At 70.9% G+C, this 25,595-nt stretch carries 24 protein-coding genes; 18 read left to right on the top strand and 6 right to left on the bottom strand.

What is annotated here, in order from left to right; translation table 11 throughout:
- Positions 1-4: 4 nt before the first annotated feature.
- Positions 5-721: a Clp protease N-terminal domain-containing protein gene (locus NLX83_RS00300; RefSeq protein ID WP_254232837.1), complete on the bottom strand. Its 717-nt coding sequence runs from the start codon at positions 719-721 to the stop codon at positions 5-7.
- A 225-nt stretch (positions 722-946) separates the two neighbouring features.
- Here NLX83_RS00300 and hisF point away from each other — a divergent pair, with 225 nt between their 5' ends.
- From hisF to NLX83_RS00280, 4 genes are read left to right on the top strand one after another with little or no spacing between them, the layout of a single operon-like run.
- Positions 947-1,720, top strand: coding sequence for an imidazole glycerol phosphate synthase subunit HisF (gene hisF, locus NLX83_RS00295; RefSeq protein WP_254232836.1), 774 nt, complete (start codon positions 947-949; stop codon positions 1,718-1,720).
- Positions 1,717-2,076 (top strand): hypothetical protein, encoded by a 360-nt coding sequence (locus NLX83_RS00290; protein WP_254232835.1) that lies wholly within the window; start codon positions 1,717-1,719, stop codon positions 2,074-2,076. Before hisF ends, NLX83_RS00290 begins: the two co-directional genes overlap by 4 nt.
- Complete coding sequence (gene hisI / locus NLX83_RS00285; protein ID WP_254232834.1) at positions 2,073-2,426, top strand: phosphoribosyl-AMP cyclohydrolase; 354 nt, start codon at positions 2,073-2,075, stop codon at positions 2,424-2,426. Before NLX83_RS00290 ends, hisI begins: the two co-directional genes overlap by 4 nt.
- Before the next feature lie 50 nt (positions 2,427-2,476).
- Positions 2,477-2,881 carry an RlpA-like double-psi beta-barrel domain-containing protein gene (locus NLX83_RS00280; RefSeq protein ID WP_254232833.1) on the top strand — a complete coding sequence of 135 codons (405 nt, stop codon included), beginning with the start codon at positions 2,477-2,479 and terminating at the stop codon, positions 2,879-2,881.
- Here NLX83_RS00280 and NLX83_RS00275 read toward each other — a convergent pair.
- Positions 2,862-3,491 carry a TetR/AcrR family transcriptional regulator gene (locus tag NLX83_RS00275; protein WP_254232832.1) on the bottom strand — a complete coding sequence of 210 codons (630 nt, stop codon included), beginning with the start codon at positions 3,489-3,491 and terminating at the stop codon, positions 2,862-2,864. The two genes, NLX83_RS00280 and NLX83_RS00275, sit on opposite strands and share 20 nt — an antisense overlap.
- A gap of 104 nt (positions 3,492-3,595) precedes the next feature.
- On the opposite strand from NLX83_RS00275, the gene NLX83_RS00270 reads away from it, so the two are divergent.
- The 10 genes from NLX83_RS00270 to NLX83_RS00225 all read left to right on the top strand — a co-directional run bounded on the left by NLX83_RS00270 (position 3,596) and on the right by NLX83_RS00225 (position 12,458).
- Positions 3,596-5,146, top strand: a complete 1,551-nt coding sequence (locus tag NLX83_RS00270; protein ID WP_254232831.1) for an anthranilate synthase component I — start codon at positions 3,596-3,598, stop codon at positions 5,144-5,146.
- The gene (locus tag NLX83_RS00265) at positions 5,139-5,675 is read left to right on the top strand and encodes a Trp biosynthesis-associated membrane protein (RefSeq protein WP_254232830.1); all 537 of its coding nucleotides are present in this window, start codon (positions 5,139-5,141) and stop codon (positions 5,673-5,675) included. The genes NLX83_RS00270 and NLX83_RS00265 overlap by 8 nt, the downstream gene beginning before the upstream one ends.
- 187 nt (positions 5,676-5,862) lie before the next feature.
- Positions 5,863-6,672, top strand: a complete 810-nt coding sequence (gene trpC, locus NLX83_RS00260; protein ID WP_254232829.1) for an indole-3-glycerol phosphate synthase TrpC — start codon at positions 5,863-5,865, stop codon at positions 6,670-6,672.
- 14 nt (positions 6,673-6,686) lie between these two features.
- Positions 6,687-7,910, top strand: a complete 1,224-nt coding sequence (gene trpB / locus NLX83_RS00255; protein WP_254232828.1) for a tryptophan synthase subunit beta — start codon at positions 6,687-6,689, stop codon at positions 7,908-7,910.
- The gene (trpA, locus tag NLX83_RS00250) at positions 7,910-8,701 is read left to right on the top strand and encodes a tryptophan synthase subunit alpha (protein ID WP_254232827.1); all 792 of its coding nucleotides are present in this window, start codon (positions 7,910-7,912) and stop codon (positions 8,699-8,701) included. Before trpB ends, trpA begins: the two co-directional genes overlap by 1 nt.
- Before the next feature lie 122 nt (positions 8,702-8,823).
- A complete protein-coding gene (locus tag NLX83_RS00245; protein ID WP_254232826.1) occupies positions 8,824-9,006 on the top strand; it encodes a hypothetical protein in 183 nt (60 codons plus the stop codon).
- A 3-nt stretch (positions 9,007-9,009) separates the two neighbouring features.
- Positions 9,010-9,408, top strand: a complete 399-nt coding sequence (locus NLX83_RS00240) for a type II toxin-antitoxin system VapC family toxin (RefSeq protein WP_254232825.1) — start codon at positions 9,010-9,012, stop codon at positions 9,406-9,408.
- 24 nt (positions 9,409-9,432) lie between these two features.
- On the top strand, positions 9,433-10,404 hold the full coding sequence (lgt, locus tag NLX83_RS00235; protein WP_254232824.1) for a prolipoprotein diacylglyceryl transferase: 972 nt from the start codon (positions 9,433-9,435) through the stop codon (positions 10,402-10,404).
- 11 nt (positions 10,405-10,415) lie between these two features.
- Positions 10,416-11,081: a response regulator transcription factor gene (locus NLX83_RS00230; protein ID WP_254232823.1), complete on the top strand. Its 666-nt coding sequence runs from the start codon at positions 10,416-10,418 to the stop codon at positions 11,079-11,081.
- Between the two features lie 3 nt (positions 11,082-11,084).
- Positions 11,085-12,458 carry a sensor histidine kinase gene (locus NLX83_RS00225; protein ID WP_254232822.1) on the top strand — a complete coding sequence of 458 codons (1,374 nt, stop codon included), beginning with the start codon at positions 11,085-11,087 and terminating at the stop codon, positions 12,456-12,458.
- A gap of 37 nt (positions 12,459-12,495) precedes the next feature.
- Here the strand turns inward: NLX83_RS00225 and NLX83_RS00220 are convergent, their stop codons facing one another.
- Positions 12,496-13,428: a TAXI family TRAP transporter solute-binding subunit gene (locus NLX83_RS00220; RefSeq protein WP_254232821.1), complete on the bottom strand. Its 933-nt coding sequence runs from the start codon at positions 13,426-13,428 to the stop codon at positions 12,496-12,498.
- A gap of 161 nt (positions 13,429-13,589) precedes the next feature.
- On the opposite strand from NLX83_RS00220, the gene dctA reads away from it, so the two are divergent.
- Positions 13,590-14,936 carry a C4-dicarboxylate transporter DctA gene (gene dctA / locus NLX83_RS00215; RefSeq protein ID WP_254232820.1) on the top strand — a complete coding sequence of 449 codons (1,347 nt, stop codon included), beginning with the start codon at positions 13,590-13,592 and terminating at the stop codon, positions 14,934-14,936.
- Positions 14,937-15,162: 226 nt separating this feature from the next.
- Here the strand turns inward: dctA and NLX83_RS00210 are convergent, their stop codons facing one another.
- Genes NLX83_RS00210 through NLX83_RS00200 form a run of 3 tightly spaced genes read right to left on the bottom strand, consistent with a single transcriptional unit; the run spans position 15,163 to position 17,938 of the window.
- Positions 15,163-15,954 (bottom strand): ABC transporter ATP-binding protein, encoded by a 792-nt coding sequence (locus NLX83_RS00210; RefSeq protein WP_254232819.1) that lies wholly within the window; start codon positions 15,952-15,954, stop codon positions 15,163-15,165.
- On the bottom strand, positions 15,954-17,000 hold the full coding sequence (locus NLX83_RS00205) for a FecCD family ABC transporter permease (protein ID WP_254232818.1): 1,047 nt from the start codon (positions 16,998-17,000) through the stop codon (positions 15,954-15,956). Before NLX83_RS00205 ends, NLX83_RS00210 begins: the two co-directional genes overlap by 1 nt.
- The gene (locus tag NLX83_RS00200) at positions 16,997-17,938 is read right to left on the bottom strand and encodes an ABC transporter substrate-binding protein (RefSeq protein ID WP_254232817.1); all 942 of its coding nucleotides are present in this window, start codon (positions 17,936-17,938) and stop codon (positions 16,997-16,999) included. Before NLX83_RS00200 ends, NLX83_RS00205 begins: the two co-directional genes overlap by 4 nt.
- 403 nt (positions 17,939-18,341) lie before the next feature.
- Between NLX83_RS00200 and gltB the strand changes: the two genes are divergently transcribed.
- From gltB to NLX83_RS00185, 3 genes are all read left to right on the top strand, one after another.
- Complete coding sequence (gltB, locus tag NLX83_RS00195; protein WP_254232816.1) at positions 18,342-22,898, top strand: glutamate synthase large subunit; 4,557 nt, start codon at positions 18,342-18,344, stop codon at positions 22,896-22,898.
- The gene (locus NLX83_RS00190) at positions 22,891-24,396 is read left to right on the top strand and encodes a glutamate synthase subunit beta (RefSeq protein WP_254232815.1); all 1,506 of its coding nucleotides are present in this window, start codon (positions 22,891-22,893) and stop codon (positions 24,394-24,396) included. Before gltB ends, NLX83_RS00190 begins: the two co-directional genes overlap by 8 nt.
- A 216-nt stretch (positions 24,397-24,612) precedes the next feature.
- The gene (locus NLX83_RS00185; RefSeq protein ID WP_254232814.1) at positions 24,613-25,590 is read left to right on the top strand and encodes an L-tyrosine/L-tryptophan isonitrile synthase family protein; all 978 of its coding nucleotides are present in this window, start codon (positions 24,613-24,615) and stop codon (positions 25,588-25,590) included.
- Positions 25,591-25,595 lie beyond the last annotated feature (5 nt).

Genomic DNA, 25,595 nt, shown 5'->3' with positions numbered 1-25,595 from the left:
TCAGCTATGCCTTGCCCTGCATTTCTTTCAGTTCGGCGTGGATACGGGTCTCGATCGCCTTGCGCGAGAGGCCGAGGTCCGCGATGACCTTCGCGCCGGCGCCCGCCTCCTCGCGCAGCAGCGCCAGCAGCAGGTGCTCGGTGCCGATGTGCTTGCTGTTGTGCCGCAAGGACTCCCGCAACGTCAGCTGGATGACCTTCTTGGCGCTGCCGGTGAACGGGATCTGCTCGGGGATGTCCTGTTGCGCCGGGGAGAGGACCAGCCGCACCGCCGCGCGGACGGCCTGTTCGCTCGCGCCCTCGGCGGCCAGCGCCCGTGCGGCCAGCGCACCCGGCGCGTGCAGCAGGCCGAGCAGGATGTGCTCGGTGCCGATCTCCGGGTTGCCCGCGGCCTTCGCCTCCTCCTGGGCGTGCACCAGGACCTTGCGGGCGTCGTCGGTGTAGCGGGCGAAGCTGTCCATGGTCATCTTGTCCATGTCCTTGGGCACGAAGCGCTTCTGCGCCGCCTGCTTGGTCACGCCCATGCTCTGGCCGATCTCCGTCCAGGACGCGCCGCCGCGGCGGGCCTGGTCCACGAAGTGGCCGATCAGGTGGTCGGCGAGCTCGCCGAGGCGTTCGCCGGTCAGCACCGCCACGCTGAGGTGGTCCAGTGGCGAGCCGTCCGGGTACTGGGTCTTCACGTAGGTGATCAGGTCGTCGAGTCGAGCCGGTGCCGGTGTCATGCGTCAACTGTAGGTTGACGATCCGCGAAGCGTCAACCCCGCGTTGACGCCCTCATTCCGGCCCCCGCCCTCCCAGGGGGCACCCCATCACAATCGTGGCTCGGAGGGCCGGGAAAGGCCAGCTCAGGGGTGCTCTGACGGGTGAATGGGGGGAGTTTGTCTCACGTGGCGGCGGGCGGGCCGTCCACGGCGGAGCGGGGCCGGGGAGCACCGTAGGCTCTTGGCGTGACGGTTGCGGTACGAGTGATCCCCTGTCTGGACGTCGACAACGGGCGCGTGGTGAAGGGCGTCAACTTCACCAACCTCGTTGACGCGGGCGATCCCGTGGAGCTGGCGCGGACCTACGACGCCGAGGGCGCGGACGAGCTGACCTTCCTGGACATCACGGCCTCCTCCGGGAGCCGGGAGACCACCTACGACGTCGTGCGCCGCACCGCGGAACAGGTGTTCATCCCGCTCACGGTCGGCGGCGGCGTGCGCGAGGTCGACGACGTCGACAAGCTGCTGCGCGCGGGCGCCGACAAGGTCAGCCTGAACACGGCGGCCATCGCGCGGCCGGAGCTGCTGCGCGAGGCGTCCCAGCGGTTCGGTGCCCAGTGCGTCGTGCTCTCCGTGGACGCGCGCCGCGTGCCGGAAGGCGTGCAGCCCACCGCGTCCGGCTTCGAGGTCACCACGCACGGCGGCAGGCGCGGCACCGGGATCTGCGCGGTGGAATGGGCCGCGCGCGGTCAGGAACTGGGCGTCGGCGAGATCCTGTTGAACTCCATGGACGCCGACGGCACCAAGGCCGGGTTCGACCTGGAGCTGCTGGGGCTCGTGCGCGCCGCCGTGACGGTGCCGCTGATCGCCAGCGGCGGAGCGGGCGCGGTCGAGCACTTCCCGCCCGCGGTGGAAGCAGGCGCCAACGCGGTCCTCGCCGCCAGCGTGTTCCACTTTGGACAGTTGCGGATCGGTGAGGTCAAAGACGGTCTGCGCGCGGCCGGGGTGACGGTCCGGTGAAGCGCCCGGTCGAACTGTGGGCGACGCTGGCCTGCCTGGTCGGCGCGCAGCTGGTCTTCCTCATCGCCGCGATCGTGCGCTGGACGGCCGAAGGCGGCGCCGACGTGGTCATGACGCCGCTGGTGCTGCTCGTGCTCTCCGCTGTCGCGGCCGGGAGCATCCTCGCCCGCATCGGCATCGCCAGGGCGGGTGCGATCGCCGTCGCGGTCTTCGCGGCGCTGCTGCACCTGCTGATCGTCCTCGGCGACGGGCCGGTCCTGGCCCGCGTGCTCTCCGGAGTCCTCGGCGCGGCACAGGTCTACGCCGTGGTGCTGCTGAGCACCGGCCCGATGCGGAAGTTCCTGGAGCGACGGTGAACCGACTCGACCCGAAGATCGCCGAGCGGCTGAAGCGCAACGCCGACGGCCTGTTCAGCGCCGTAGCCCAGCAACGCGGCACCGGTGAGGTGCTGATGGTGGCGTGGATGGACGACGAGGCGCTGCACCGCACGCTGACCACGCGCCGCGCCACGTACTACTCGCGCAGCAGGCAGCAGTACTGGGTGAAGGGCGAGACCTCCGGGCACACGCAGCACGTGCACGAGGTCCGGCTGGACTGCGACGGCGACACCGTGCTGCTCATCGTTGATCAGGAAGGCGCGGCCTGCCACACCGGAACGCGAACCTGTTTCGACACGGACATTCTTCTTTCGGATTCCGCCGAATAGCTTTTTCTTTAATTCAAGAACGGTTATTCGGCCTCGCGAAATTCTGCCCGGTGGCGAGACTGGGCCGCATGAAGCGTTCTTCCCCGTTTGTCGCCGCGGTCTGCGCGATCTTGTTCGCCGGTGTCGGCAATGCCCCCGCGTTCGCCGCGCCGAAGTCCGGGAATGCCACCTACTACAGCCTCTCCGGCACGGGGGCCTGCGGAGATCCCATCAATGCCAGGACGCAGAAGCTGGTCGCGGTGTCCGACTCGTGGTTCGGCTCGGGCAATCCGAACAACGACCCGATCTGCAAGAAGAAGCTCAAGGTCACTTACGGTGGCAAGTCGATTACCGTCAAGGTGAAGGACAAGTGCCCCGGCTGCTCCAAGAACCACTTCGACCTGAGCGAAAAGGCATTCAAGGAGCTCGCCCCGCTGAGTCGCGGGAACATCGACATCAAGTGGGAGTGGAAGTAGGGCCCAGGTCCCCGGTGAGGTAGCGCTGGAGGTTCGGGGCGATCGCCGCAGCCAGGGTGTCGTGGTCGGCCGAGGCCAACGGCTCCAGCTTGATCACGTAGCGGACCATGCCGAGCCCGGAGATCTGCGTGCCGCACAACGCGGCGCGCAGCTCCGGGCGGTCCGGACCGACCCGTCGCGTGATCGGCCCGAACACGACGTTGGAGATGAACTCCCGCAACATCCGCGCCGCGGTCTCGTTGCTGGAGGCGCTGCGCATCAACGCCACGAACGCCCCGCCGCCCGCGCCGTCCCACACGCTCAGGAACGTGCGCACGATGCGCTCGCCCATCTCCTCCAGTGGCCCGGTCAGCAGCATCTCGCTGATCCGCTTCGGGTCCAGCGGCAGCTCCATGGCGCTGGCGAACAAGCCTTCCTTGCCACCGAACCAGTGGTTCACCATCGCCGCGTCCACTCCGGCCTCGGCGGCGATCCCGCGCACCGTCGCCCCGGCGAAACCGTGCTCGGCGAAGGACCTGCGGGCCGCGTCCAGCAGCGCGCGGCGGGTGTCCTCGCCCGCGGGTCGCCGCCCACGCCTGCGCGGTGAAGTACTCTCAGTCCCGGCGCTCATCTCCACCATCCCGGCCCGCACGCGGGCTGACCTCTGTATTCAACGCTTGTGGAAATAATGGGCCGTGGTCACAGCCCTCGTCAACGACCAGGCACAATGTCCCCATGGTCAGTGTGCTCGCGCCCGGCAGGACCGCGATGGGGGAGATCAGCCCCAGCCGCGAGGAGTTCCGTGAACTAGCCAGGGATCGCCGCGTCATCCCGGTGGTGCGGCGACTGCTCGCCGACGGCGAGACCCCGGTCGGGGTCTACCGCAAGCTCGGCGCCGCCCGGCCCGGCACCTTCCTCTTCGAATCCGCCGAGAACGGCCGCTCGTGGTCGCGCTGGTCCTTCGTGGGCGCCCACAGCCCGGCCGCGCTGACCGTGGTCGACGGGCACGCCACCTGGACCGGCACCCCGCCGGTCGGCCTGCCCCGCGACGGCGACCCGCTGGTGGCGCTGCGCGAGACCATGCGGCTGCTGCACACCGACGCGCTGCCCGGCATGCCCCCGCTCACCGGCGGCATGGTCGGCTACCTCGGCTACGACGTGGTGCGCAGGCTGGAGGCGCTGCCGGAGCTGGCCGAGAGCGACCTGGAGATCCCCGAGCTGGTGATGCTGCTGGCGATGGACCTCGCCGCGATGGACCACCACGAGGGCACGATCACGCTCATCGCCAACGCGATCAACTGGGACGACACCGACGAGCGGGTGGACGCCGCCTACGACGAGGCCGTCGCGCGCCTTGATGACATGACCGCGCGGCTGTGCACCTCCGCCGCGCCCAGCGCCGCGGTGTTCTCCCGCCCGGAACCGCGGTTCACCCGCCGCCGCAGCACCGCCGACTACACCGCGGCCGTGGAGAAGGCCAAGGAGGCCATCCACGCGGGCGAGGCGTTCCAGGTCGTCGTCTCGCAGCGGTTCGAGCTGGAGACCGCGGCCGACCCGCTGGACATCTACCGGGTCCTGCGCACCACCAACCCCAGCCCGTACATGTACCTGCTCAACCTCGACGGCTTCGCGATCGTCGGCTCCAGCCCGGAGGCGCTGGTCACCGTCCGCGACGGCAAGGCGACCACGCACCCGATCGCCGGGACGCGCTGGCGCGGCGCCGACGAGGAGGAGGACTCGCTGCTGGCGAAGGACCTGCTGCACGACGAGAAGGAGCGCGCCGAGCACCTGATGCTAGTCGACCTGGCGCGCAACGACCTCGGCCGGGTCTGCAAGCCGGGCTCGGTCACGGTGGTCGACTTCTTCCGCATCGAGCGCTACAGCCACGTCATGCACATCGTCTCCACCGTCACCGGGCAGCTCGCCGACGACCGCACCGCCTTCGACGCGGTCGCGGCCTGCTTCCCCGCGGGCACCCTCTCCGGAGCGCCGAAGCCGCGCGCGATGGAGCTGATCGAGGAGCTGGAGCCGACCCGCCGCGGCCTCTACGGCGGCGTGGTCGGCTACCTGGACTTCGCGGGCGACGCCGACACCGCCATCGCCATCCGCACCGCGCTGGTCCGCGAAGGCGTGGCCTACGTGCAGGCCGGGGCGGGCATCGTGGCCGACTCCGACCCGGTCTCCGAGGACCAGGAGTGCCTGAACAAGGCCCGTGCGGTGCTCTCGGCGATCGCCACCGCCGACACCCTGGCGCTGGCCGTCGACGGGGTCGAACGTCGTGTCTGAGCCCGTTGGCGGGCAAGCCGTCCGGCCCGCCCGCGGTCTCATGTGGACGGTCGTGCTGCTGTTGCTCGCCGCGGCGGGGCTGCTCTGGGCGGCTTCGACGGTGCCGTGGTTCGACGGGACCGGGTCCCCGGCCGCCGCGCGGGACCGGCCGACCGGCGCCGACCAGGTGCCCGCGCTGATCCCCCTGGCGCTGCTCAGCCTCGCCGGGATCGCCGGGGCCGTCGCCACCGCCGGAGCGCTCCGCCGGGTGGTCGGCGGGCTGCTGGCGCTGCTGGGGGCGGGCGGGATCGCGCTGTGGCTCGGCTACGCGGCGACGGTGACCGCGGCCGGGCCGCTGCTCGGGCTGGCCGGGCTGGCACCGCTGCTCGCGGCCGGGCTGATCGTGCTGGTCGGCGGGGCGCGGATGCCCGCGCTGGGTGCCCGTTACGACACCGGGAGTAACGCCAGGGCCGCCGATCCCGACCGGGAGGTGTGGGAGGCGTTGGACTCGGGGAGTGATCCCACGGTCACAGCGCGGAAAGACCCTTGACAGCCAGGACGGATTCGGTGACCCCAGACCGGGAGCGGCACCGCCTGAGAGTTAGCATCCATGAACGCCTCACGGCCACCGTTCTGGGGACGGTCGCCTGTCGGAGCGGCAGCTACGAACCGATTCGAGCGCCGGGACGAGCCAGCAACGGCCGCGCCGGACGAACGGATCATGCGGAGGAGTGCGCGTGAACGTCCTGGAGTCGATTCTTGAAGGTGTCCGCGCCGACCTGGCCGTCCGCGAAGCCGCGACACCGCTTGAGGCGATCAAGGAACTCGCCGCGCAGGCGCCGCCGCCCAGGGACGTGATGGCCGCGCTGCGCGCGCCCGGGGTCGGCGTGATCGCGGAGGTCAAGCGCCGCAGCCCGTCCAAGGGCGATCTCGCGGGCATCGCCGACCCGGCCGAGCTGGCCAGGGACTACGAGGCCGGTGGCGCGCGGGTGATCAGCGTGCTCACCGAGGAGCGCCGCTTCGGCGGATCGCTGGCCGACCTCGACGCGGTCCGCGCCTCGGTCGACGTTCCCTTGCTGCGCAAGGACTTCATGGTCAGCCCGTACCAGATCCACGAGGCGCGGGCGCACGGCGCGGACATGATCCTGCTGATCGTGGCGGCCCTGGAGCAGAACGTGCTGGAGGCGCTGCTGGACCGCGCGGAGTCCCTCGGCATGACCGCGCTGGTCGAGGTGCACACCGCCGAGGAGGCCGACCGCGCGCTGGAGGCGGGCGCCCAGGTGATCGGCGTCAACGCCCGCGACCTGACCACGCTGGAGGTGGACCGCGACTGCTTCGGCCGGATCGCGCCCGGCCTGCCGAGCGAGGTCATCAAGATCGCCGAGTCCGGCGTGCGCGGCCCCAGCGACCTGATGACCTACGCGGGCTACGGCGCGGACGCCGTCCTGGTCGGTGAGGGCCTGGTGACCAGCGGAAACCCGCGCGGCGCGGTGACCCAGCTGGTGACCGCGGGCTCGCACCCCGCCTGCCCCCGCCCGAGCCGCTGAGGAGAAGCGCCCCCATGACCCACGACGAGGACCGCGACAAGCACGGCCCGGACGATCGCGGGCACTTCGGACCCTACGGCGGCCGGTACATGCCCGAGGCGCTGATGGCCGCGATCGACGAGCTGGCCACCTTCTACGACAAGGCGCGGGTGGACCCGGACTTCGTCACCGAGTTCGAGCGGCTGCTCCGCGAGTACGCCAACCGGCCCTCGCTGCTGACCGAGGCGCCGAAGTTCGCCGAGCACGCGGGCGGCGCGCGGATCTTCCTCAAGCGCGAGGACCTCAACCACACCGGCTCGCACAAGATCAACAACGTGCTGGGCCAGGCGCTGCTGACCAAGCGGATGGGCAAGAAGCGGGTCATCGCCGAGACCGGTGCCGGACAGCACGGCGTGGCCGCCGCGACCGCGTGCGCGCTGCTCGACCTCGACTGCGTGGTCTACATGGGCGAGGTCGACACCCAGCGGCAGGCGCTCAACGTGGCGCGGATGAAGCTGCTCGGCGCGGAGGTCATCCCGGTCAAGACCGGCTCCCGCACGCTCAAGGACGCGATCAACGAGGCGCTGCGCGACTGGGTGGCCAACGTCGACGACACCCACTACCTGCTCGGCACCGCCGCGGGCCCGCACCCGTTCCCGATGATGGTGCGCAACTTCCACAAGGTGATCGGTGCCGAGGCCCGCGCCCAGATGCTCGACCAGGTTGGCCGGCTGCCCGACGTGGTCGCGGCGTGCGTCGGCGGCGGCTCCAACGCGATCGGCATCTTCCACGGCTTCCTCGACGACCCCTCGGTGCGGCTGGTCGGCCTGGAGCCCGCGGGCAAGGGCGTGGACACCGACGAGCACGGGGCGACCCTGACCGAGGGCGAGCCGGGCATCCTGCACGGCGCGTTCTCGTACCTGCTCCAGGACTCAGACGGGCAGATCACCGAGGCGTACTCGATCTCCGCGGGCCTGGACTACCCCGGCGTCGGCCCCGAGCACTCCTACCTCAAGGACATCGGCCGCGCCGAGTACCGCGCGGTGACCGACGCGGAGGCCATGGAGGCGCTGCGGCTGCTCTCGCGCACCGAGGGCATCATCCCGGCGATCGAGTCCTCGCACGCGCTGGCCGGTGCCTTGAAGCTCGGCCAGGAACTCGGGCCCGATGGCGTGATCCTGGTGTGCCTCTCCGGCCGTGGTGACAAGGACATGGACACCGCCGCCCGCTACTTCGACCTCGTGGGGGAGAACGCCTGATGTCGTCCTTGACGCAGATGTTCGCCGACTGCCGGGCCGCCGACCGCGCGGCGCTGATCGGCTACCTGCCCGCGGGCTTCCCGACCGTGGAGGGCTCCCAGCAGTACCTCGCCGCGATGCTCGACGCGGGCTGCGACCTGGTCGAGGTGGGCCTGCCGTTCTCCGACCCGGTGATGGACGGCCCGACCATCCAGGCCGCAGCGGACACCGCGCTGCGCAACGGTTTCCGCGTCCGCGACCTGTTCACCACGGTAGAGTCGATCTCCGCAGCCGGTGGGCGCGCGGTCGTGATGACCTACTGGAACCCGGTGCACCGCTACGGCGTCGACGCGTTCGCCCGCGACCTCGCCGCCGCCGGTGGGCTCGGGCTGATCACGCCCGACCTGATCCCGGACGAGGCCGAGGACTGGATGGCCGCCTCGACCGCGCACGGCCTCGACCGCGTCTTCCTGGTGGCGCCTTCGTCGACCGAAGAGCGGATCTCGATGACCGCGGCGGCCAGCAGCGGATTCCTCTACGCCGCCTCGATCATGGGCGTCACCGGTGCCCGCGACGCCGTGAGCAGCCAGGCGCCGCAGCTGGTCGAGCGCACCCGCGAGCACACGACCCTGCCGATCGGCGTCGGCCTCGGCGTCCGCTCCGGCCCGCAGGCGGCCGAGGTCGCCGCGTTCGCCGACGGCGTGATCGTCGGCTCCGCCTTCGTCAACGCCGTCTCCTCGGGCGAAGCCGCGGTCCGCGCCCTCGCCGCCGAGCTCTCCTCCGCCACCCACCGCACCCCCGTCACCGCCTGACGTTCCGCGGGGCTGGCGTTTCCTTGTTGCCCCTGGCGCAAAGTGCCCTTCGATCGGCTGAACGAGCCGTCCAATGCCGGAATTCGGCCGGAGACTGTCGGTGCCGTCGGGACAGTGGCCCCATGTGGACGACATGCGGAGTGCTCGACGGTCCGGCCTTGCTGGAAGCCCTGATGCGGGACAAGGACGTCCACCCCATCGCGTCGGCCGGAGACCTGGCCGACGGCGAGATCTTCGCGACCGGCGAGGAGCTGTACCGGTTCCTGGACTGGTACGTCATTGAGCGCGGGAAGGACGTCGCCTGAGCCGTGGAGCCGATCATCCTCGATACCGGTGTCGTGTCCTCGATCCTCACCGGGGAGTTGCCGGGGCCGGTGGCGGCGCGGCTGGCGGGCCACCGTCCGGCGATCACCTTCGTCACGGTCGGCGAGTTGACGAAGTGGCAAGAGCTCAGGTGCTGGGGACCCCGGCGCCGGGCCGCGCTGGAGCGGTGGCTCAACCGTGTGGCCGTGCTGCCCGCGACCCCGGAGGTGGCCAGGAAGTGGGGCGAGATCACCGCTTTCGCCGCTCTGCGAGGCTGTCCTCGGCCCGCGGCCGATACGTGGATCGCGGCCTGCTGCCTGGCCTACGAGACGCCGTTGGCGACCCTGAACAGGAAAGACTTCGCCGACTTCGCCGATCACGAGGGCCTGACGGTCATCGGCTGAGGGGCAGCGGCTACGGTGAGCGGCGTGACTGGAACGGTCTCCGCGATCCTGGCAACGATCCCCAGCCCCGACCGTGGGGTTTGGTACATCGGCCCGATCCCGCTACGCGCCTACGCGCTCTGCATCATCGCGGGCATCGTGGTGGCCATCGCCTGGGGCGAGCGCCGCTTCGTGGCCAGGGGCGGGGAGAAGGGCGCGGTCACCGACATCGCGGTCTTCGCCGTGCCGTTCGGGCTCGTCGGCGGGCGGCTCTACCACGTGGCGACGGACTGGCCGAAGTACTTCGGCCCCGGCGGCAACCCGGTGGACGCGCTGAAGATCTGGCAGGGCGGCCTCGGCATCTGGGGCGCCATCGCGCTCGGCGCGGTCGGCGCGCTGATCGCCTGCCGCAGGCGCGGAATCCCGTTGCCCGCCTTCGCCGACGCGGTCGCGCCGGGCATCGTGGTCGCGCAGGCCATCGGCCGCCTCGGCAACTGGTTCAACCAGGAGCTCTACGGCGGCCCGACGGACCTGCCGTGGGGCCTGGAGATCTACCGCAGGATCGACCCGGTCACCAACCTGGAGGACCCGCTCGGCGGCGTGGCCATGGACCACACGCCGATCGCGGTGGTGCACCCGACGTTCCTCTACGAGCTGCTCTGGAACCTCGGCGTGGCCGCGCTGATCGTCTGGGCCGACCGGCGGTTCCGCCTTGGCCACGGCCGGGTGTTCGCGCTCTACGTCGCGGGCTACACCTCGGGCCGGTTCTGGATCGAGATCATGCGCGAGGACCACGCCACGCTGATCGCGGGCATCCGGATCAACGTGTTCACCTCGGTGATCGTCTTCGTCGGCGCGGTGATCTACCTGGTGCTGGCCAAGAAGCGCGGTGAGCGCGAGGACCTGGCCGCGCTCCGGGCCGAACCGGAACCGGAGGGGACACCGGAGACCCCGGCCGAGGAGAAGCCCGCCGAGTCGGTGGCCGAAGAGCCCACCAAGACCGATAAGACGACCTAACATCGGTCCTCATGCGCATCCTCGTCGTCGAGGACGATGACCGAGTGGCACGCGGCCTGGTCACCGCGTTGCAGCACGCCGGCTACGACGTGCACCGGGTGGCGACCGCGGCGGCCGCGCTGCAGGCGGGCCACGCCGACGTGGTCCTGCTCGACCTCGGACTCCCCGACGCGGACGGGCTCGACCTGCTGCGCAGGCTGCGGCAGACCGAGGGCATGGCGATCATCGCGGTCACCGCGCGCGGCGAGGAGCGGGAGCGTGTCCTCGGACTGCGCAGCGGCGCGGACGACTACGTGGTCAAACCCTTCGGCACCGCGGAGCTGCTGGCCAGGGTGGAGGCCGTGCTGCGGCGCACCCGCTCCGCGCGGGCCAGCGCGGAGTCCGACGCCGAGACCATCGAGGTCGGCAGGCTCAAGCTCGACCTGTCCTCCCGACTGGCCACTGTGGACGGTGAGCAGATCCTGTTGACCCGCAAGGAGTTCGACGTGCTCGCGCTGCTGGTCGCCCGGCCGGGCAGCGTGGTCAGCCGGGACCACATCCTGGACCAGGTGTGGCACACCAGCTGGGAGGCGCGCTCGCGCAGCCTGGACACCCACATCGCGACGCTGCGCGGCAAACTCGGCGAGCACGTCCGGATCGAGACCGTTCGCGGCGTCGGCTACCGCCTGGCCAGGTGAGCCGTGCTGCGCAGGCTGCTCGGCGTGCTGGTGCCGCTGCTGGTCGTGCTGGCCGCGGCCATGGGCATCCCACTGGCGATGGCCGTCGCCGAGGGTGAGACGCAGCGGCTGTACCTCGACCGCCTCGCCGACGCCAGCCGCTTCGCCTCGATCGCCGACAACGCGCTCTCCTCCGGCCGCACCACCGCGTTGCGCGACGAGATGGTCCGCTACGACGCGCTGTACAGCAGTCCGGCCGCCCTGGTCGCGCCCGGCGGACGGATCATCCTGGCCTCGCGGGAGAACTTCGACCTCACCGCGCCCACGGTCACCGAGCAGCTGAAGCTGGCTTTCGCGGGCTACCGCCCCGAACCGCCGGAGGTCGTGTGGCCGTGGCGGGAGGCGCCGCTGGTGGTCGTCGAGCCGGTCGGCCGGGACAGCGAGGTCGTGGCGTCGGTGGTGACCGTGTCCTCGACAGAGCCGTTGCGCGCGCAGATCGCCCAGATCTGGTGGTTGCTGGTGCTGGTCGGCGTGGTCCCGTTGCTGGCGTTGGTCGCGGTGGCCTGGCCGATCTCGCGGTGGGTGCTGCGGCCGATCCACCAGCTCGATGAGGCGACCGCGCGGGTGGCCAGCGGCAAGCTCGACACCAGGGCGGACGTGGACGGCCCGCCGGAGCTGCGGCGCCTCGCGGTGTCCTTCAACAGCATGGTCGACGTGGTCGGCCGGGCGCTGCGCCGCCAGCGCGCCTTCGTCGCCGACGCCTCGCACCAGCTGCGCAACCCGTTGGCCAGCCTGCGCCTCGCGGTGGAGAACCTGCAACCGCACCTCGGGTCCGAATCGAACACCGCCGCTCGCGCCTCATATGAGATCGCCGTCGAGGAGGCCGCGGAGATGGGTCGCGTCCTCGACGCGCTGCTCGCCGCGACCCGCCTGGACAGCGCGGCCGCGGCGGAGCCGGTCGAGCTGGACGCCTTGGTGGCCACGCACGAACCCGCGTGGGCGGCGTCGGCGCTGCGCGCGGAGATCGAGCTGCACGTGGAGATCCCGCAGGGGTTGCGCGCATTGGAGCCGCCCGGGGGCCTCGGCAGCGTGCTGGACGAGTTGGTGGGCAACGCGGTTCGGCTCTCCGGGGGCAGCGAGATCGTGGTGCGAGCCGAGCGGGTCGGCGACATGGTGGAGCTGCACGTGATCGACGACGGCACCGGGCTGCCGGAGGACGAACGCGCGGCGGCGCTGGACCGGTTCTGGCGATCGCCGCGGCACCAGAACATCGCGGGCACCGGGCTCGGGCTGGCGATCTGCGCCGAACTCGTCACCGCCGCCGGAGGCGACCTGGAACTGCTCTCGCCGGGCCCGCACGGCCTCGACGCCGTCGTCCGCCTCCCCGCCGCCGACTGACCCGCCCGAATGACTCATTCAGCACTTAAGCGGTGGGTCAGCCTTTGACCGCGCGGAACCAGCGGGCGGCGCCGGAGTGCAGGGGGATGGGGCCCGTGGAGATGCCGGTGCGGATGTTGATGCGCCGGGCTTCGGGGCGGTCGGCGGCGATCGTGGGGGCCTCGACGAAGACGGTGCGGGTCACGATCTCCACCACGTCGTCGGGCACGTCGTCCCTGGCCAGCAACAGGTTCGGGGTGACGACGGTGGGGCACGGCGGGATCGCGCCGTAGGTGGTGGCCGGGATGGTGGCGGGCAGGTAGTAGCCGCTGGGCAGCCGCGCGAGGGCCTGGGCCTGAGCCACCAGGGGCACCAGGCGGATGTTGGTGTGCTGTTCCAGGTCGGTGATGGCCGGGGTGGGGATGCCGGTGAGCGTGAAGAACGCGTCCAGCGAACCCCTGGCCAGCGCGAGCGCGGACTCCTGCTGGTTGAACAGCACGGGCGTGAACGACGCCCCGGTGACGCGGCGGAGGTTGGCGACGATGAACTCGGTCCCGGACCCGCCCGCGCCGACCGACACCCGCTTGCCCGCGAGGTCGTCGAACCGGCGGATGGGCCCGCCCGCGGGCACCACCAGGTGCAGGAAGCTGTCGTAGAGCCTGCCGACCGCGCTGATGCCGTGTATCGAGGTGTTGGGGTGCTCGGAGATCGCGTCCAAAGAGGACAGTGCGAGCTGCGCCTCGCCCCGGTTGAGCAGGTGCAGGTTCTCCACCGAGGCGCTGCTCGGCCTGGCCCGGATGGTGACGCCGGGCAACGCCCTGGCGAGCAGGGTGGCGATGGCGCCGCCGATCTTCTGGAACACCGCGCCGTCCGGGCCGGTCGCCAGCACGAGCTCCCGCAGCTCGGAGCCGGGGCGCGCGGTGCACCCGGCGAGCAGGCCCGCGCCCGCGGCGGCGATCAGCGCGCGGCGGCTCAGCTGGCGGGAGACCATGTCCGGAGGTTAGTACCTCTTGAACGTGAAAGCGGTATCACGCGGACGTTGCGGCTACGTCAGACGAGTCTCAAGTTTCGGGCCAGGCCGTTGTCCTGGCGATTCGCGAACGGTCAACATTCCGCGCAACGTCCCCCACCAGCGCAGCCCGAGGAGGGTCGATGGCCGACGCAGGTCAAGCATCGACACGGAAACCGATCTATCGGCACCTGTACTTCTGGGTACTGGTCTCGATCGCCCTCGGCGTGATCGTCGGGCTGGTCTTCCCCAAGCAGGCCAGCGAGATGAAGTGGCTCGCGGACTTCTTCGTCAACCTGGTGAAGATGGTCATCGCGCCGACGATCTTCTGCACGATCGTGGTGGGCATCGCCGGGCTGGGCAACCTGGCCAAGGCGGGCGGGCTGGCGCTGCGGACGATCCTGTACTTCACCGCGATGACGTTGCTGGCGCTGGTCATCGGCCTGGTCGTGGTCAACGTGTTCAAGCCGGGCGCCGACCTGAACATGCCGATCAACGCCGGTGAGGCCGCGGACACCCTCGCCAAGGCCAAGGACACCGAGGGCTTCACCGGGTTCATCCTGCACCTGGTCCCGGAGTCCTTCGTGGGCGCGTTCACCTCCGGCCAGCTGATCCAGGTGCTCGTGGTCGCCGTGCTGGTGGCGGTCGCCGTGTCGTTCATGGGCGAGCGCGGCAAGAAGGTCATCGACGCGCTGGACACCGTCGCCAAGGTGATGTTCGGCGTGATCAAGGTGGTCATGTACGCGGCCCCGATCGGCGCGTTCGGCGGCATGGCCTTCACCATCGGCAAGTACGGCAGCAAGGTGCTGACCGGGCTGGCGTTCCTGATGATCGCCTTCTACGCGACCTGCGTGCTCTTCGTGGTCGTGGTGCTGGGCATCGCCTCCAGGCTCGCCGGGTTCAGCGTGCTGAAGTTCGTCCGGTTCATCAAGGACGAGCTGCTGATCGTGCTGGGCACCTCCTCCAGCGAGGCCGTGCTGCCCAGGATGCTGGTCAAGATGGAGGCCGCGGGCGCGCAGAAGTCCGTTGTGGGCTTGACGATCCCGACCGGCTACTCGTTCAACCTGGACGGCACCTGCATCTACCTGACCATGGGCGCGATCTTCATCGCCCAGGCCACCGGGGTGGAGCTGTCGATCTGGACCCAGATCGGCCTGCTGCTGTTCATGTTGCTCTCCAGCAAGGGTGCCGCGGGCGTCACCGGCGCCGGGCTGATCACCCTCGCCGCGTCGTTGCAGGCGTTCGGCGACACCATCCCGGTCGTGGGCATCGCGTTGATCGTCGGCATCGACCGGTTCATGTCCGAGGCCCGCGCGCTGACCAACCTGGTCGGCAACGGTGTCGCCACGCTCGTGGTGGCGCGCTGGCAGAACGCGCTGGATCGCGATCGCCTCAACGAGGTGCTGGCGAATCCGTCCATCGTGGACATGGACGAGCTGATGCGAGCGGACAAGGCCGAGGAGGAACCCGCCCCCGCCCGCTCAACGTGAATGCCGCATTCGGGGCGTTGGGTTCCCTGAACGACTCGTTCAGGGCCTAAACGTGGGGGGTTGGGGGTGGTTTGAGACCGTGCGGAGGGGGGTTGGGCGTACTTGAAGACCGGCCAACCCCGAGCGGGGCGAACCCTCCCTCGCCCGCTCAACGTGAATGCCGCATTCGGGGCGTTGGGTTCCCTGAACGGGTCGTTGGGGGCGTTAGATTCCCTGAACGACCCGTTCAGGGCACAACCGCGCTGGGATCGCGGACGGGGGTGACGACCGGGGTGCCGTCCGGGGCGGCGAGGATCGCGACCTTGGCGCCGTAGTGCGTCGCGACCCGCTCGGCGGTCAGCACCTCGGCGGGCGGCCCGACGGCCACCACGTCGCCGTTGTCGACGAGGATCAGCTCGTCGGCGTACTGGGCGGCCAGGGTCAGGTCGTGCAGCGTGCTGACCACGGTGGTGCCATCGGCCCGCCGCAGCCGGTCGACGAGCTCCAGCAGGGCCTGGGCGTGCCCGACGTCCAGGCCCGTCGTGGGCTCGTCGAGCAGCAGCAGGCCCGCCTGCTGGGCCAGAACCCTTGCCAGCACGGCACGTTGCCGCTCCCCGCCGGACAGTGTCCTCAGTGGACGGTCGGCGAGGTGGTCGAGGTCGAGGCGGGCCAGCACCTCGCGCACGATGACCAGGTCGGAGGCGCCCTCGCGGGCCAGCAGGCCGAGGTGCGGGGTGCGGCCCAGCAGCGCGTAGTCGGTGACGGTGAGCCCCTCGGGCACCACCGGGGTCTGCGGCGCGTAGCCGACCGCGCGGGCCCGCTCTCGCGCGCTCATCGCGGAGATGGGCGCGCCGTCGAGCAGGATTTCCCCGCTGTGGCCGGTGATTCCGGTGATCGCCTTGAGCAGCGTGGATTTGCCCGCGCCGTTCGGGCCGATGATCGCCAGCCAGGAACCCCGCGGCAGCCGCGCGGTCACCTCGCGCACGACCATCGTGTCCTTGTAGCCCGCGGAGACCGAACGCAGCTCCAGCTCGGCCATCACGCACGCTCCTTGCGCGTCGCCCGCAGCACGAAGGCGAAGAACGGCGCGCCGGTGAACGCGGTGATCACGCCGATGGGTAGCTCGGAAGGCGCCATCACGGTCCTCGCGGCGACGTCGGCCGCCGCGAGGAAGATCGCCCCGCCGATCAGCGAGAGCGGCACCAGCACGCGGTAGCTGCCCGCCACCATCAGCCGGATCACATGGGGCACAACGATTCCCACGAAGCCGATCAGGCCGCTGACCGAGACCGCCGCCGCCGTCGCCAGGGAAGCCGCGACGAGCACCAGCAGCCGCACGCGGGCCGGTCGCAGCCCCAGGGCCGAGGCTTCCTCGTCACCGACGCCGAGCACGTCGATCAGGCGGCCGCTCGCGCACAGCACGGCCGAGGAGACGGCCACGTACGGCAGGATCAGCAGGACCTCGTTCCACCCCGTGGTGCCCAGCCCGCCGAGCATCCAGTTGTAGATGACCCGCAGGTTCTCCACGTTGAGCTGCTGGACGAAGGTCTGCACCGCGGTCAGGAACGACGCGACCGCGACCCCGGCCAGCACCAGGGTCGCGGTGCCGCTGCCAGCGGAGCGGCCGAGCGCCCAGGTCAGCCCGACCCCGCCGATCGCGCCGAGGAACGCCGCGAGGGGCAGCGGCCCGATCGACCAGCCCTGCGCCATCTCCTGGGAGGCGGGGACCGCGAAGACCATGAGGGTGGCCGCCAGGCCCGCCCCGGCCGCCGCGCCGAGCAGGTAGGGGTCGGCGAGCGGGTTGCGGAACACGCCCTGGAAGGCGGCGCCGGAGACCGCGAGCGCCCCGCCGACCAGGCAGCCGAGCACCACCCTGGGTACCCGGATCTGCCAGAGGATCGCGGCCTCCTGCTCCGACAGCGGCGACACCCCGCCGGTCAGCTGCGCCCAGAACTCGGTGAGCACCCGGCCCCAGCCGAGGTCGATCGCGCCGAGCAGCACCGAAGCCACGACCACGACCACCAGCAGCGCGCAGCCGACCGCCACCTGCCGCCAGGTGAGCCTGGTCGGCCGCGGATCGCTCACTTGGCGGCGGCTGCCGAGACGGCCGAGGAGACGGTGCGGACGAGGTCCACCACGCGCGGACCCCAGCGGGAGGCGATGTCGTCGTCCAGCGCGATCACACCGTTGTTCTTGACCGCGGTGACCGTCTGCCAGCCCGGCCGCGCGGCCACGCTCTGGGCGTTCTGCGCGCAGCACTTGGTGTCGGCGAGGAAGATCAGGTCGGGGTTGGCCTTGACCAGGTACTCCGCGCTCAGCTGCGGGTAGCCGCTGCCGCTCTTGTCCCCGTCGTCGGCGATGTTGACCAGGCCGAAGCGCGCGTAGACGTGGCCGACGAAGGTCTTGGAGCTGACGCTGTACAGCGAGTTGTCCAGCTCGTGGTAGTAGCTCAGCGGCTTGGCGGACTTGCGGGTCTCGGCCACGATCTTGTCGATGTCGGTGCGCATCCGCTGCGCGAGCGCCTCGCCGGCCGCCGCGTGCCCTGTGGCCTTGCCCACGGCGCTGACCTGGGTGAACGCCTCGTCCAGCGTCTTGGCGGGCGGCACCAGCAGCACCTGGATCTTCAGCTGCCCGAGCCCGGCGACCAGGTTGTCGATGTCGTTGGAGGCCAGCACCAGGTCCGGCTTGTGGTTGGCGATCGCCTCCAGGTTCGGCTTGAAGCCGGAGAGCGTGGTCTTCGGCGCCTCGGCCGGGAAGGTGGACTGGTCGTCCACGGCGACGACCTGCTTGCCGGCGCCGACCGCGTAGAGCACCTCGGTGCTGCTCGGGTTGAGCGAGATGATCCGCTCCGGCCGCTTCTCCAGCTTCAGCCCGGTCGAGCCGCCGGGGACGCTCACCTCCACCGGGAAGTCGGCGGCGGGCGGGGTGCCGGGGGAGGGGGCGGGCTGGCGGGTGGCGCAGCCGGTCAGGGCCGCCGCGATGGCGACAGCGGCGGTCAGGCGACGGAACAGCACTCGTCTCACGTCCTCGGTGCGGGAGTGTCGGATGTCGAGCGCGCGCGGAAGGCGACCTGGCTCAGCCGGCTCGGAGACGAGCAGGCCATCACAGTTGCGGGACAGCGCCGGGATCGCACCGGACTTCGCTACCGAGCGGGCGTGGGGAAAACTACCAGTAGACTCGCGTTCCGCCTGGACAGAACCCAGGACGCGCGTACTGCTACGTCGGGCGCTATATCGTGTCGACCACACGAATCGTTACGCCCGGGTGTGGGATACCACCCAGAAGAGGGTGCCCTGCTATTTCCGGACTGTTACAGTCCCCGTAACAAACATGCTGCCTGTGGCATACCAGGCGCTTTTGAGCGGGCCACCGTCGTCCCGCAGCCCCCACTTTGGACTGCACGAGGACGACGAGGGAGGTCTGCGCGTGATCTTCTCCGCCATCCCTGGCCGGCAAGGTCTGTACGACCCCAGCACGGAACGCGACGCCTGTGGTGTCGCGATGGTGGCCGACATCTTGGGTCGCCGCTCCCATGGGATCGTCGCCGACGCGTTGACGGCTCTGGCGAACCTGGAACACCGTGGCGCCGCGGGCGCCGAGCCCACCAGCGGCGACGGCGCGGGCATCCTGCTCCAGCTCCCGGACGCGCTGCTGCGCGCCGAGCTGGCGGACCTGCCCGAGCCGGACTCGGACGGCAACGCCCGCTACGCGGCCGGGATGGGCTTCCTGCCCGCCGATCCCGCGCGCCGCGCCGAGGCGGTCGCGCTGATCGAGCGCATCGCTTCCGACGAGGGCCTGCGAGTGCTGGGCTGGCGCGAGGTTCCGGTCGACCCCGACGCCGCCGACGTGGGCCCCACCGCCCGCTCGGTGATGCCGCACTTCGCGCTGCTGGTCGTGACGGGAGCCTCCGACGAGCTCCCGTCGGGTGTGGCGCTGGACCGCCTCGCCTTCTGCCTGCGCAAGCGCGCCGAGGTGGAGAGCGAGCGCGCGGGCTGCGGCGTGTACTTCCCGTCGCTGTCCTCGCGGACGTTGGTGTACAAGGGAATGCTGACCACCGCGCAGCTCCCCGCGTTCTTCCCCGACCTGCGCGACGAGCGGCTGGAGAGCGCGATCGCGTTGGTGCACAGCCGTTTCTCCACCAACACGTTCCCGTCGTGGCCGCTGGCGCACCCGTTCCGCTACGTGGCGCACAACGGTGAGATCAACACGATCCGCGGCAACCGGAACCGGATGCGCTCGCGTGAGGCGCTGCTGTCCAGCGACCTGATCCCGGGCGACCTCAGCAGGTTGTTCCCGATCTGCACCCCGGACGGCTCGGACTCAGCCTCCTTCGACGAGGTGCTGGAGCTGCTGCACCTGGGCGGCCGCAGCCTGCCGCACGCGGTGATGATGATGATCCCCGAGGCGTGGGAGAACACGCCGGGCATGGATCCGGCGCGGCGCGCCTTCTACCGCTTCCACGCCAGCATGATGGAGCCGTGGGACGGCCCCGCGTGCGTCACCTTCACCGACGGCACGCTCGTCGGCGCGGTGCTGGACCGCAACGGCCTGCGCCCGGCGCGCTGGTGGCAGACCGCGGACGACCGCATCGTGCTGGCCAGCGAGACCGGCGTGCTCGACGTCCCGCCGTCCGAGGTGGTGGCCAAGGGCCGGTTGCAGCCGGGCCGGATGTTCCTGGTGGACACCAAGGCCGGGCGGATCATCGACGACGCCGAGTTCAAGTCGGACCTGGGCGGCGAGCTGCCCTACGACGAGTGGGTGCACGCGGGCCTGCTGCACCTGGCCGACCTGCCCGACCGCGAGCACGTGGTGCAGAGCCACGAGTCCGTCGTGCGCCGCCAGCTCACCTTCGGCTACACCGAGGAGGAGCTGCGCGTCCTGCTCTCGCCGATGGTCACCGCGGGCATCGAACCGTTGGGCTCCATGGGTTCGGACACCCCGGTCGCCGCGCTCTCGCAGCGCCCCCGGATGCTCTACGACTACTTCAAGCAGAACTTCGCGCAGGTCACCAACCCGCCGCTGGACGCGATCCGCGAGGAGATCGTCACCTCGGTCGCGCGCGTGATGGGCCCCGAGCAGAACCTGCTGGAGCCCGGTCCGGCGTCGTGTCGGCACATCGAGCTGCCCTATCCCGTCATCGACAACGACGAGCTGGCCAAGCTCATCCACGTCAACGACGACGGCGACCTCCCCGGCTTCGCCTGCACCGTCCTTTCCGGACTGTACGAAGTGGACGGTGGCGGGCTCGCGCTGTCCGAGGCGGTCCAGCGGGTGCGGCGCGAAGCGTCGGAGGCCATCGCCGCCGGAGCGCGCACGCTCGTGCTCTCCGACCGCGACTCCGACCACAAGCGCGCGCCGATCCCCTCGCTGCTGCTGGTCTCCGCGGTGCACCACCACCTGGTGCGCACCAAGGAGCGGCTGCGGGTGGCGCTGGTGGTGGAGAGCGGTGACGCGCGCGAGGTGCACCACATCGCGCTGCTGCTGGGCTTCGGCGCCGCCGCGGTCAACCCGTACCTGGCCTTCGAGACCATCGAGGACATGATCGCGCACGGGGCGATCACCGGGATCGCGCCGGAGAAGGCGATCAAGAACTACGTGCAGGCGCTGGTCAAGGGCGTGCTCAAGGTGATGTCCAAGATGGGCATCTCCACCGTGGGCGCCTACACCGCCGCGCAGGTCTTCGAGGCGCTCGGCCTGTCCCAGGACCTCGTCGACGAGTACTTCTGCGGCACCATCTCCAAGCTCGGCGGCGTCGGCCTCGACGTGCTCGCCGCGGAGGCCGCCGCGCGGCACCGGATGGCCTACCCGGACAACCCGGCCGACCGCGCGCACCGCAAGCTCGACATCGGTGGCGAGTACTACTACCGCCGCGAGGGCGAGCTGCACCTGTTCAACCCGGAGACGGTGTTCCTGCTCCAGCACGCCACCAAGACCCGCCGCCATGACGTCTACCGCCGCTACACCGAAGAGGTGGAGGCGTTGGCGCGCAAGGGCGGCACGCTGCGCGGGCTGTTCAAGCTGCGTACCGAGGCGCGGGAGCCGATCCCGATCGAGGAGGTCGAGTCGGTCTCCTCCATCGTGAAGCGGTTCAACACCGGCGCGATGTCCTACGGCTCGGTCTCGGCCGAGGCGCACGAAACCCTTGCCATCGCGATGAACCAGCTCGGAGGCCGGTCCAACAGCGGTGAGGGCGGAGAGGACCCGGAGCGGCTCTACGACCCGGAGCGGCGCTCCGCGGTCAAGCAGGTCGCGAGTGGACGGTTCGGCGTCACCAGCGAGTACCTGGTCAACGGCACCGACATCCAGATCAAGATGGCGCAGGGCGCGAAGCCCGGCGAGGGAGGGCAGCTTCCCGGCTACAAGGTCTACCCGTGGATCGCGCGGACCCGGCACTCCACGCCCGGCGTCGCGCTGATCTCCCCGCCGCCGCACCACGACATCTACTCGATCGAGGACCTGGCGCAGCTCATCCACGACCTGAAGAACGCCAACGAGCAGGCCCGCGTGCACGTGAAGCTGGTCAGCGAGGTCGGCGTCGGCACGGTCGCGGCGGGCGTGGCCAAGGCGCACGCGGACGTGGTGCTCATCTCCGGGCACGACGGCGGCACCGGAGCCTCGCCGCTGACCTCGCTCAAGCACACCGGGACCCCGTGGGAGATCGGCCTCGCCGAAACCCAGCAAACGTTGATGCTCAACGGTTTGCGGGACCGGATCACCGTCCAGGTCGACGGCGCCATGCGCACCGGCCGCGACGTCGTGGTGGCCGCGCTGCTCGGCGCCGAGGAGTTCGGCTTCGCCACCGCGCCGCTGATCGTGGCGGGCTGCGTGATGATGCGCGTCTGCCACCTCGACACCTGTCCGGTGGGCATCGCGACCCAGAACCCGGAGCTGCGCAAGCGCTACACCGGCAAGGCCGAGTTCGTGGTGAACTTCTTCGAGTTCATCGCCGAGGAGGTGCGCGAACACCTTGCCTCCCTTGGGTTCCGCACGCTGGACGAGGCCATCGGGCACGCCGAGCTGCTGGACACCGACAGCGCGATCGAGCACTGGAAGGCCTCCGGGCTGAACCTCGCCCCGGTCTTCGCGACGCCGGAAACCCCTTATGGCGCGGCGAAGCGGCGGCTGCGCGGCCAGGACCACGGCCTGGAGCTGGCGCTGGACCGCACGCTGATCCAGCTCGCCGAGGCGGCGCTGGAGGACGCGCACCCGGTGCGGCTCGAACTCCCCGTGCGCAACGTCAACCGCACCGTCGGCACGCTGCTCGGCTCCGAGGTCACCCGCCGCTTCGGTGGCGCGGGCCTGCCGGAGGAGACGATCCACGTGCGGCTCACCGGGTCCGCGGGCCAGTCGCTCGGCGCGTTCCTGCCGCCGGGCATCACCCTGGAGATGGTCGGCGACGCCAACGACTACGTCGGCAAGGGCCTCTCCGGCGGGCGGATCATCGTGCGCCCGCCGCTGGAGTCCACCTTCGCCGCCGAGCAGCAGGTGATCGCGGGCAACGTGATCGGCTACGGCGGCACCCGCGGTGAGATCTTCCTGCGCGGACGGGTCGGCGAGCGGTTCTGCGTGCGCAACTCCGGCCTGATCGCGGTGTCCGAGGGCGCGGGCGACCACGCCTTCGAGTACATGACCGGCGGGCGCGCGGTGGTGCTCGGGCCGACCGGGCGCAACGTCGCGGCGGGCATGTCCGGCGGCATCGCCTACGTGCTCGACCTCGACCCGCTGCGGGTCAACCAGGCCATGGTGGAGCTCCAGCGCCCGCGCCCGGAGGACCTGAAGTGGTTGCGCGACATCGTCGAGCGGCACCACAAGCTCACCGGTTCCGCGGTGGCGGCGTCGCTGCTCGGTGACTGGCCGCGCCGCTCCTCGGCGTTCACCAAGATCATGCCGAGGGACTACCAGCGGGTCCTCGAAGCGGAGCGGTCCGCCCGCGCCGAGGGCCGAGACGTCGACGCGGCGATCATGGAGGCGTCCCGTGGCTGACCCGAACGGTTTCCTGAAGTACCGCCGCGCCGACGGTGCCAAGCGCCCGGTCGACGACCGGCTCGGCGACTGGGCCGAGGTCTACGAGGCGATCGAGCAGCCCGAGCGCGACGACCAGGTCCGCCCCCAGGCGGCCAGGTGCATGGACTGCGGCATCCCGTTCTGCCACTCCGGTTCCGCGGGCTGCCCGCTGGGCAACCTGATCCCGGAGTGGAACGACCTGGTGCGCCGCGGCGACTGGGAGCAGGCCGCGGAACGCTTGCACGCCACCAACAACTTCCCGGAGTTCACCGGGCGGCTGTGCCCGGCGCCGTGCGAGGCGGCCTGCGTGCTGGCGATCTCGCACGACTCCGGCGGCGCGGTGGCGATCAAGCGCGTCGAGCAGGCGATCGCCGACGTGGCCTGGGAATCCGGCACGGTGGAGACGCTGCCCTCCGGGGTCTCCACCGGCAAGAAGGTGGCCGTGGTCGGCTCGGGCCCCGCGGGCCTCGCGGCGGCGCAGCAGCTGACCAGGGCGGGCCACGAGGTCACCGTCTTCGAGCGGGACGACCGGCTCGGCGGCCTGCTCCGCTACGGCATCCCCGAGTTCAAGATGGAGAAGAAGGTCCTCGACCGCAGACTGGCCCAGCTGCGCGCGGAAGGCACCCGCTTCATCACCAACTGCGAGGTCGGCGTCGACCTGCCGGTGGAGAAGCTGCACTCGGAGTTCGACGCGGTCGTGCTCGCGGTGGGCGCGCTGCGCGGCCGGGACACGCCGGAGACCCCGGGCAGGCAGCTGCGCGGCGTGCACCTGGCGATGGAACACCTGGTGCCCGCCAACAAGTTCTGCGAGGGCGACGGCCCGACGCCGATCGACGCGGCCGGCAAGAACGTCGTGATCATCGGTGGCGGGGACACCGGGGCGGACTGCCTCGGCACGGCGCACCGCCAGGGCGCGGTCCGGGTGTTCCAGCTCGACCAGTACCCGCAGCCCCCGTCCACGCGCGACGACGACCGCTCGCCGTGGCCGACCTGGCCGTGGGTGCTGCGCTCCTACGCCGCGCACGAGGAGGGCGGCGAGCGGCTGTACGCGGTCGCGGTCGAGTCCTTTGTGGACGATGGGACCGGCCGGGTTCGCGCGGTGCGGCTGCGCAAGGTCCGGGTGGAGCGCGACGCCTCCGGCCGCCGCCAGGTGGTGCCGCAGTCGGAGGAGATCGAGGAGATCCCCTGCGACCTGGCGCTGCTGGCGATCGGTTTCGAGGGGGTCGAGCACATGCGGCTGCTCGACGACCTCGGGCTGGCGCTGTCCCCGCGCGGCACCCTGTCCTGCGGCACCGACTGGCAGACCAGCACGCCCGGCGTGTTCGTCTGCGGGGACGCGCACCGCGGCGCTTCCCTTGTGGTGTGGGCGATCGCGGAGGGTCGCTCGGTGGCCAACGCGGTGGACACCTACCTCACCGGCGCCTCCGACCTGCCCGCTCCGGTCCACCCCACGGCGATTCCGCTCTCGGTGGTGTAACCGCTTTTTCCACGGCCCCGGACAACGCTGTCCGGGGGCCGTTCGGCGTACGCCGTCCGGCTGGTCCGGCGCGCTTCGACTTCTCGAATCACCCCACCTCGCGCCCGGCTTTCCCGAGGGGCATAGCACGAAGCTATGCGCAAGTGAGATTGTTCGACATTGAATCGCCCTTGGGATGCTCCGGCCGTGCAGGCGAGATATGAGGGGGATTCGGGGATGGTCAACTCCGTGCTGTCGGACCAGGTCGTCTCGACCGTGGAACCCGGCGGCGACAACCCGGCCGACGCCGTTGCCCGCCTGCTCATGGCCTACCAACGACGGCTGCCGGGGGAGCACCCCGAGCCCTGCGCCGCCTGTGCCGCGCCGCACCTGCGCAAGATCGAGGCCGCGATGGCGGCGGGGCGGGAAATCCAGCTTGTGCTGCCCGCCTTTCCGGCGAAGTCGCCGAACCGCGCGAAGACGATCAGCCATTTACCGGACATGGCCGAACGCGTGGCGCTGGAGTTCCTCCAGTCGGTCTGCGATCGGATCGAGCGCGTCTACTCGCCCGGCGCGCGCTTCGTGATCTGTTCCGACGGGCGCGTATTCGGTGACCTGATCGGCGTTCCGGACTCCGACGTCACGGCTTACCGCCGCGAACTGCTCGCGATGATCGACCGGATCGGCGCGGAGCGGCTGGACGTCTTCGACCTCGACGACGTGCACCTGGGCGACGATCACGACGCGATGCGTCAGCACCTGGTGACCCACTACGCGGAGCCGGTGGAGTCGGTGCGCGCCGAGGTCAAGGCGGGCGGGCACGCGCTGAGCATCTACCGGGGGATGACGCGGTTCCTGTTCGAGGACCAGCTCGGCCCCGACTACGCGGGCAGCAGGGCGGCGGCGCTGCGCGAAGCCCGGCGCCGCGCGTACGGGGTCATCCAGCGCAGCCGGGCGTGGGGCGCGCTGCTCGCCGAGCGGTTCACCGACGCCGTTCGCCTGTCCATTCACCCGCAGGCGTGCGGTTCCGCGAAGCTCGGCATCCTGCTGATGGAGACGGCGGACAGCTGGCTCACCCCCTGGCACGGCGTCACCGTCATGGTCGACGGGCGCCCGGAGCTGCACAAGCGGGCCGACGCCGAACGGCTCGGCGCCACCCTCGTCCGGCGGGGTGGCCGGCCCAGCCACTACGTCCTGTCTCGCCTCACGGGCTGAAGGAA

Source organism: Allokutzneria sp. A3M-2-11 16 (assembly GCF_024213555.1).
GTDB lineage: Bacteria > Actinomycetota > Actinomycetes > Mycobacteriales > Pseudonocardiaceae > Allokutzneria.
The sequence above is the reverse complement of the archived record's forward strand: the minus strand, read 5'-3'. Positions and strand labels throughout refer to the sequence as shown.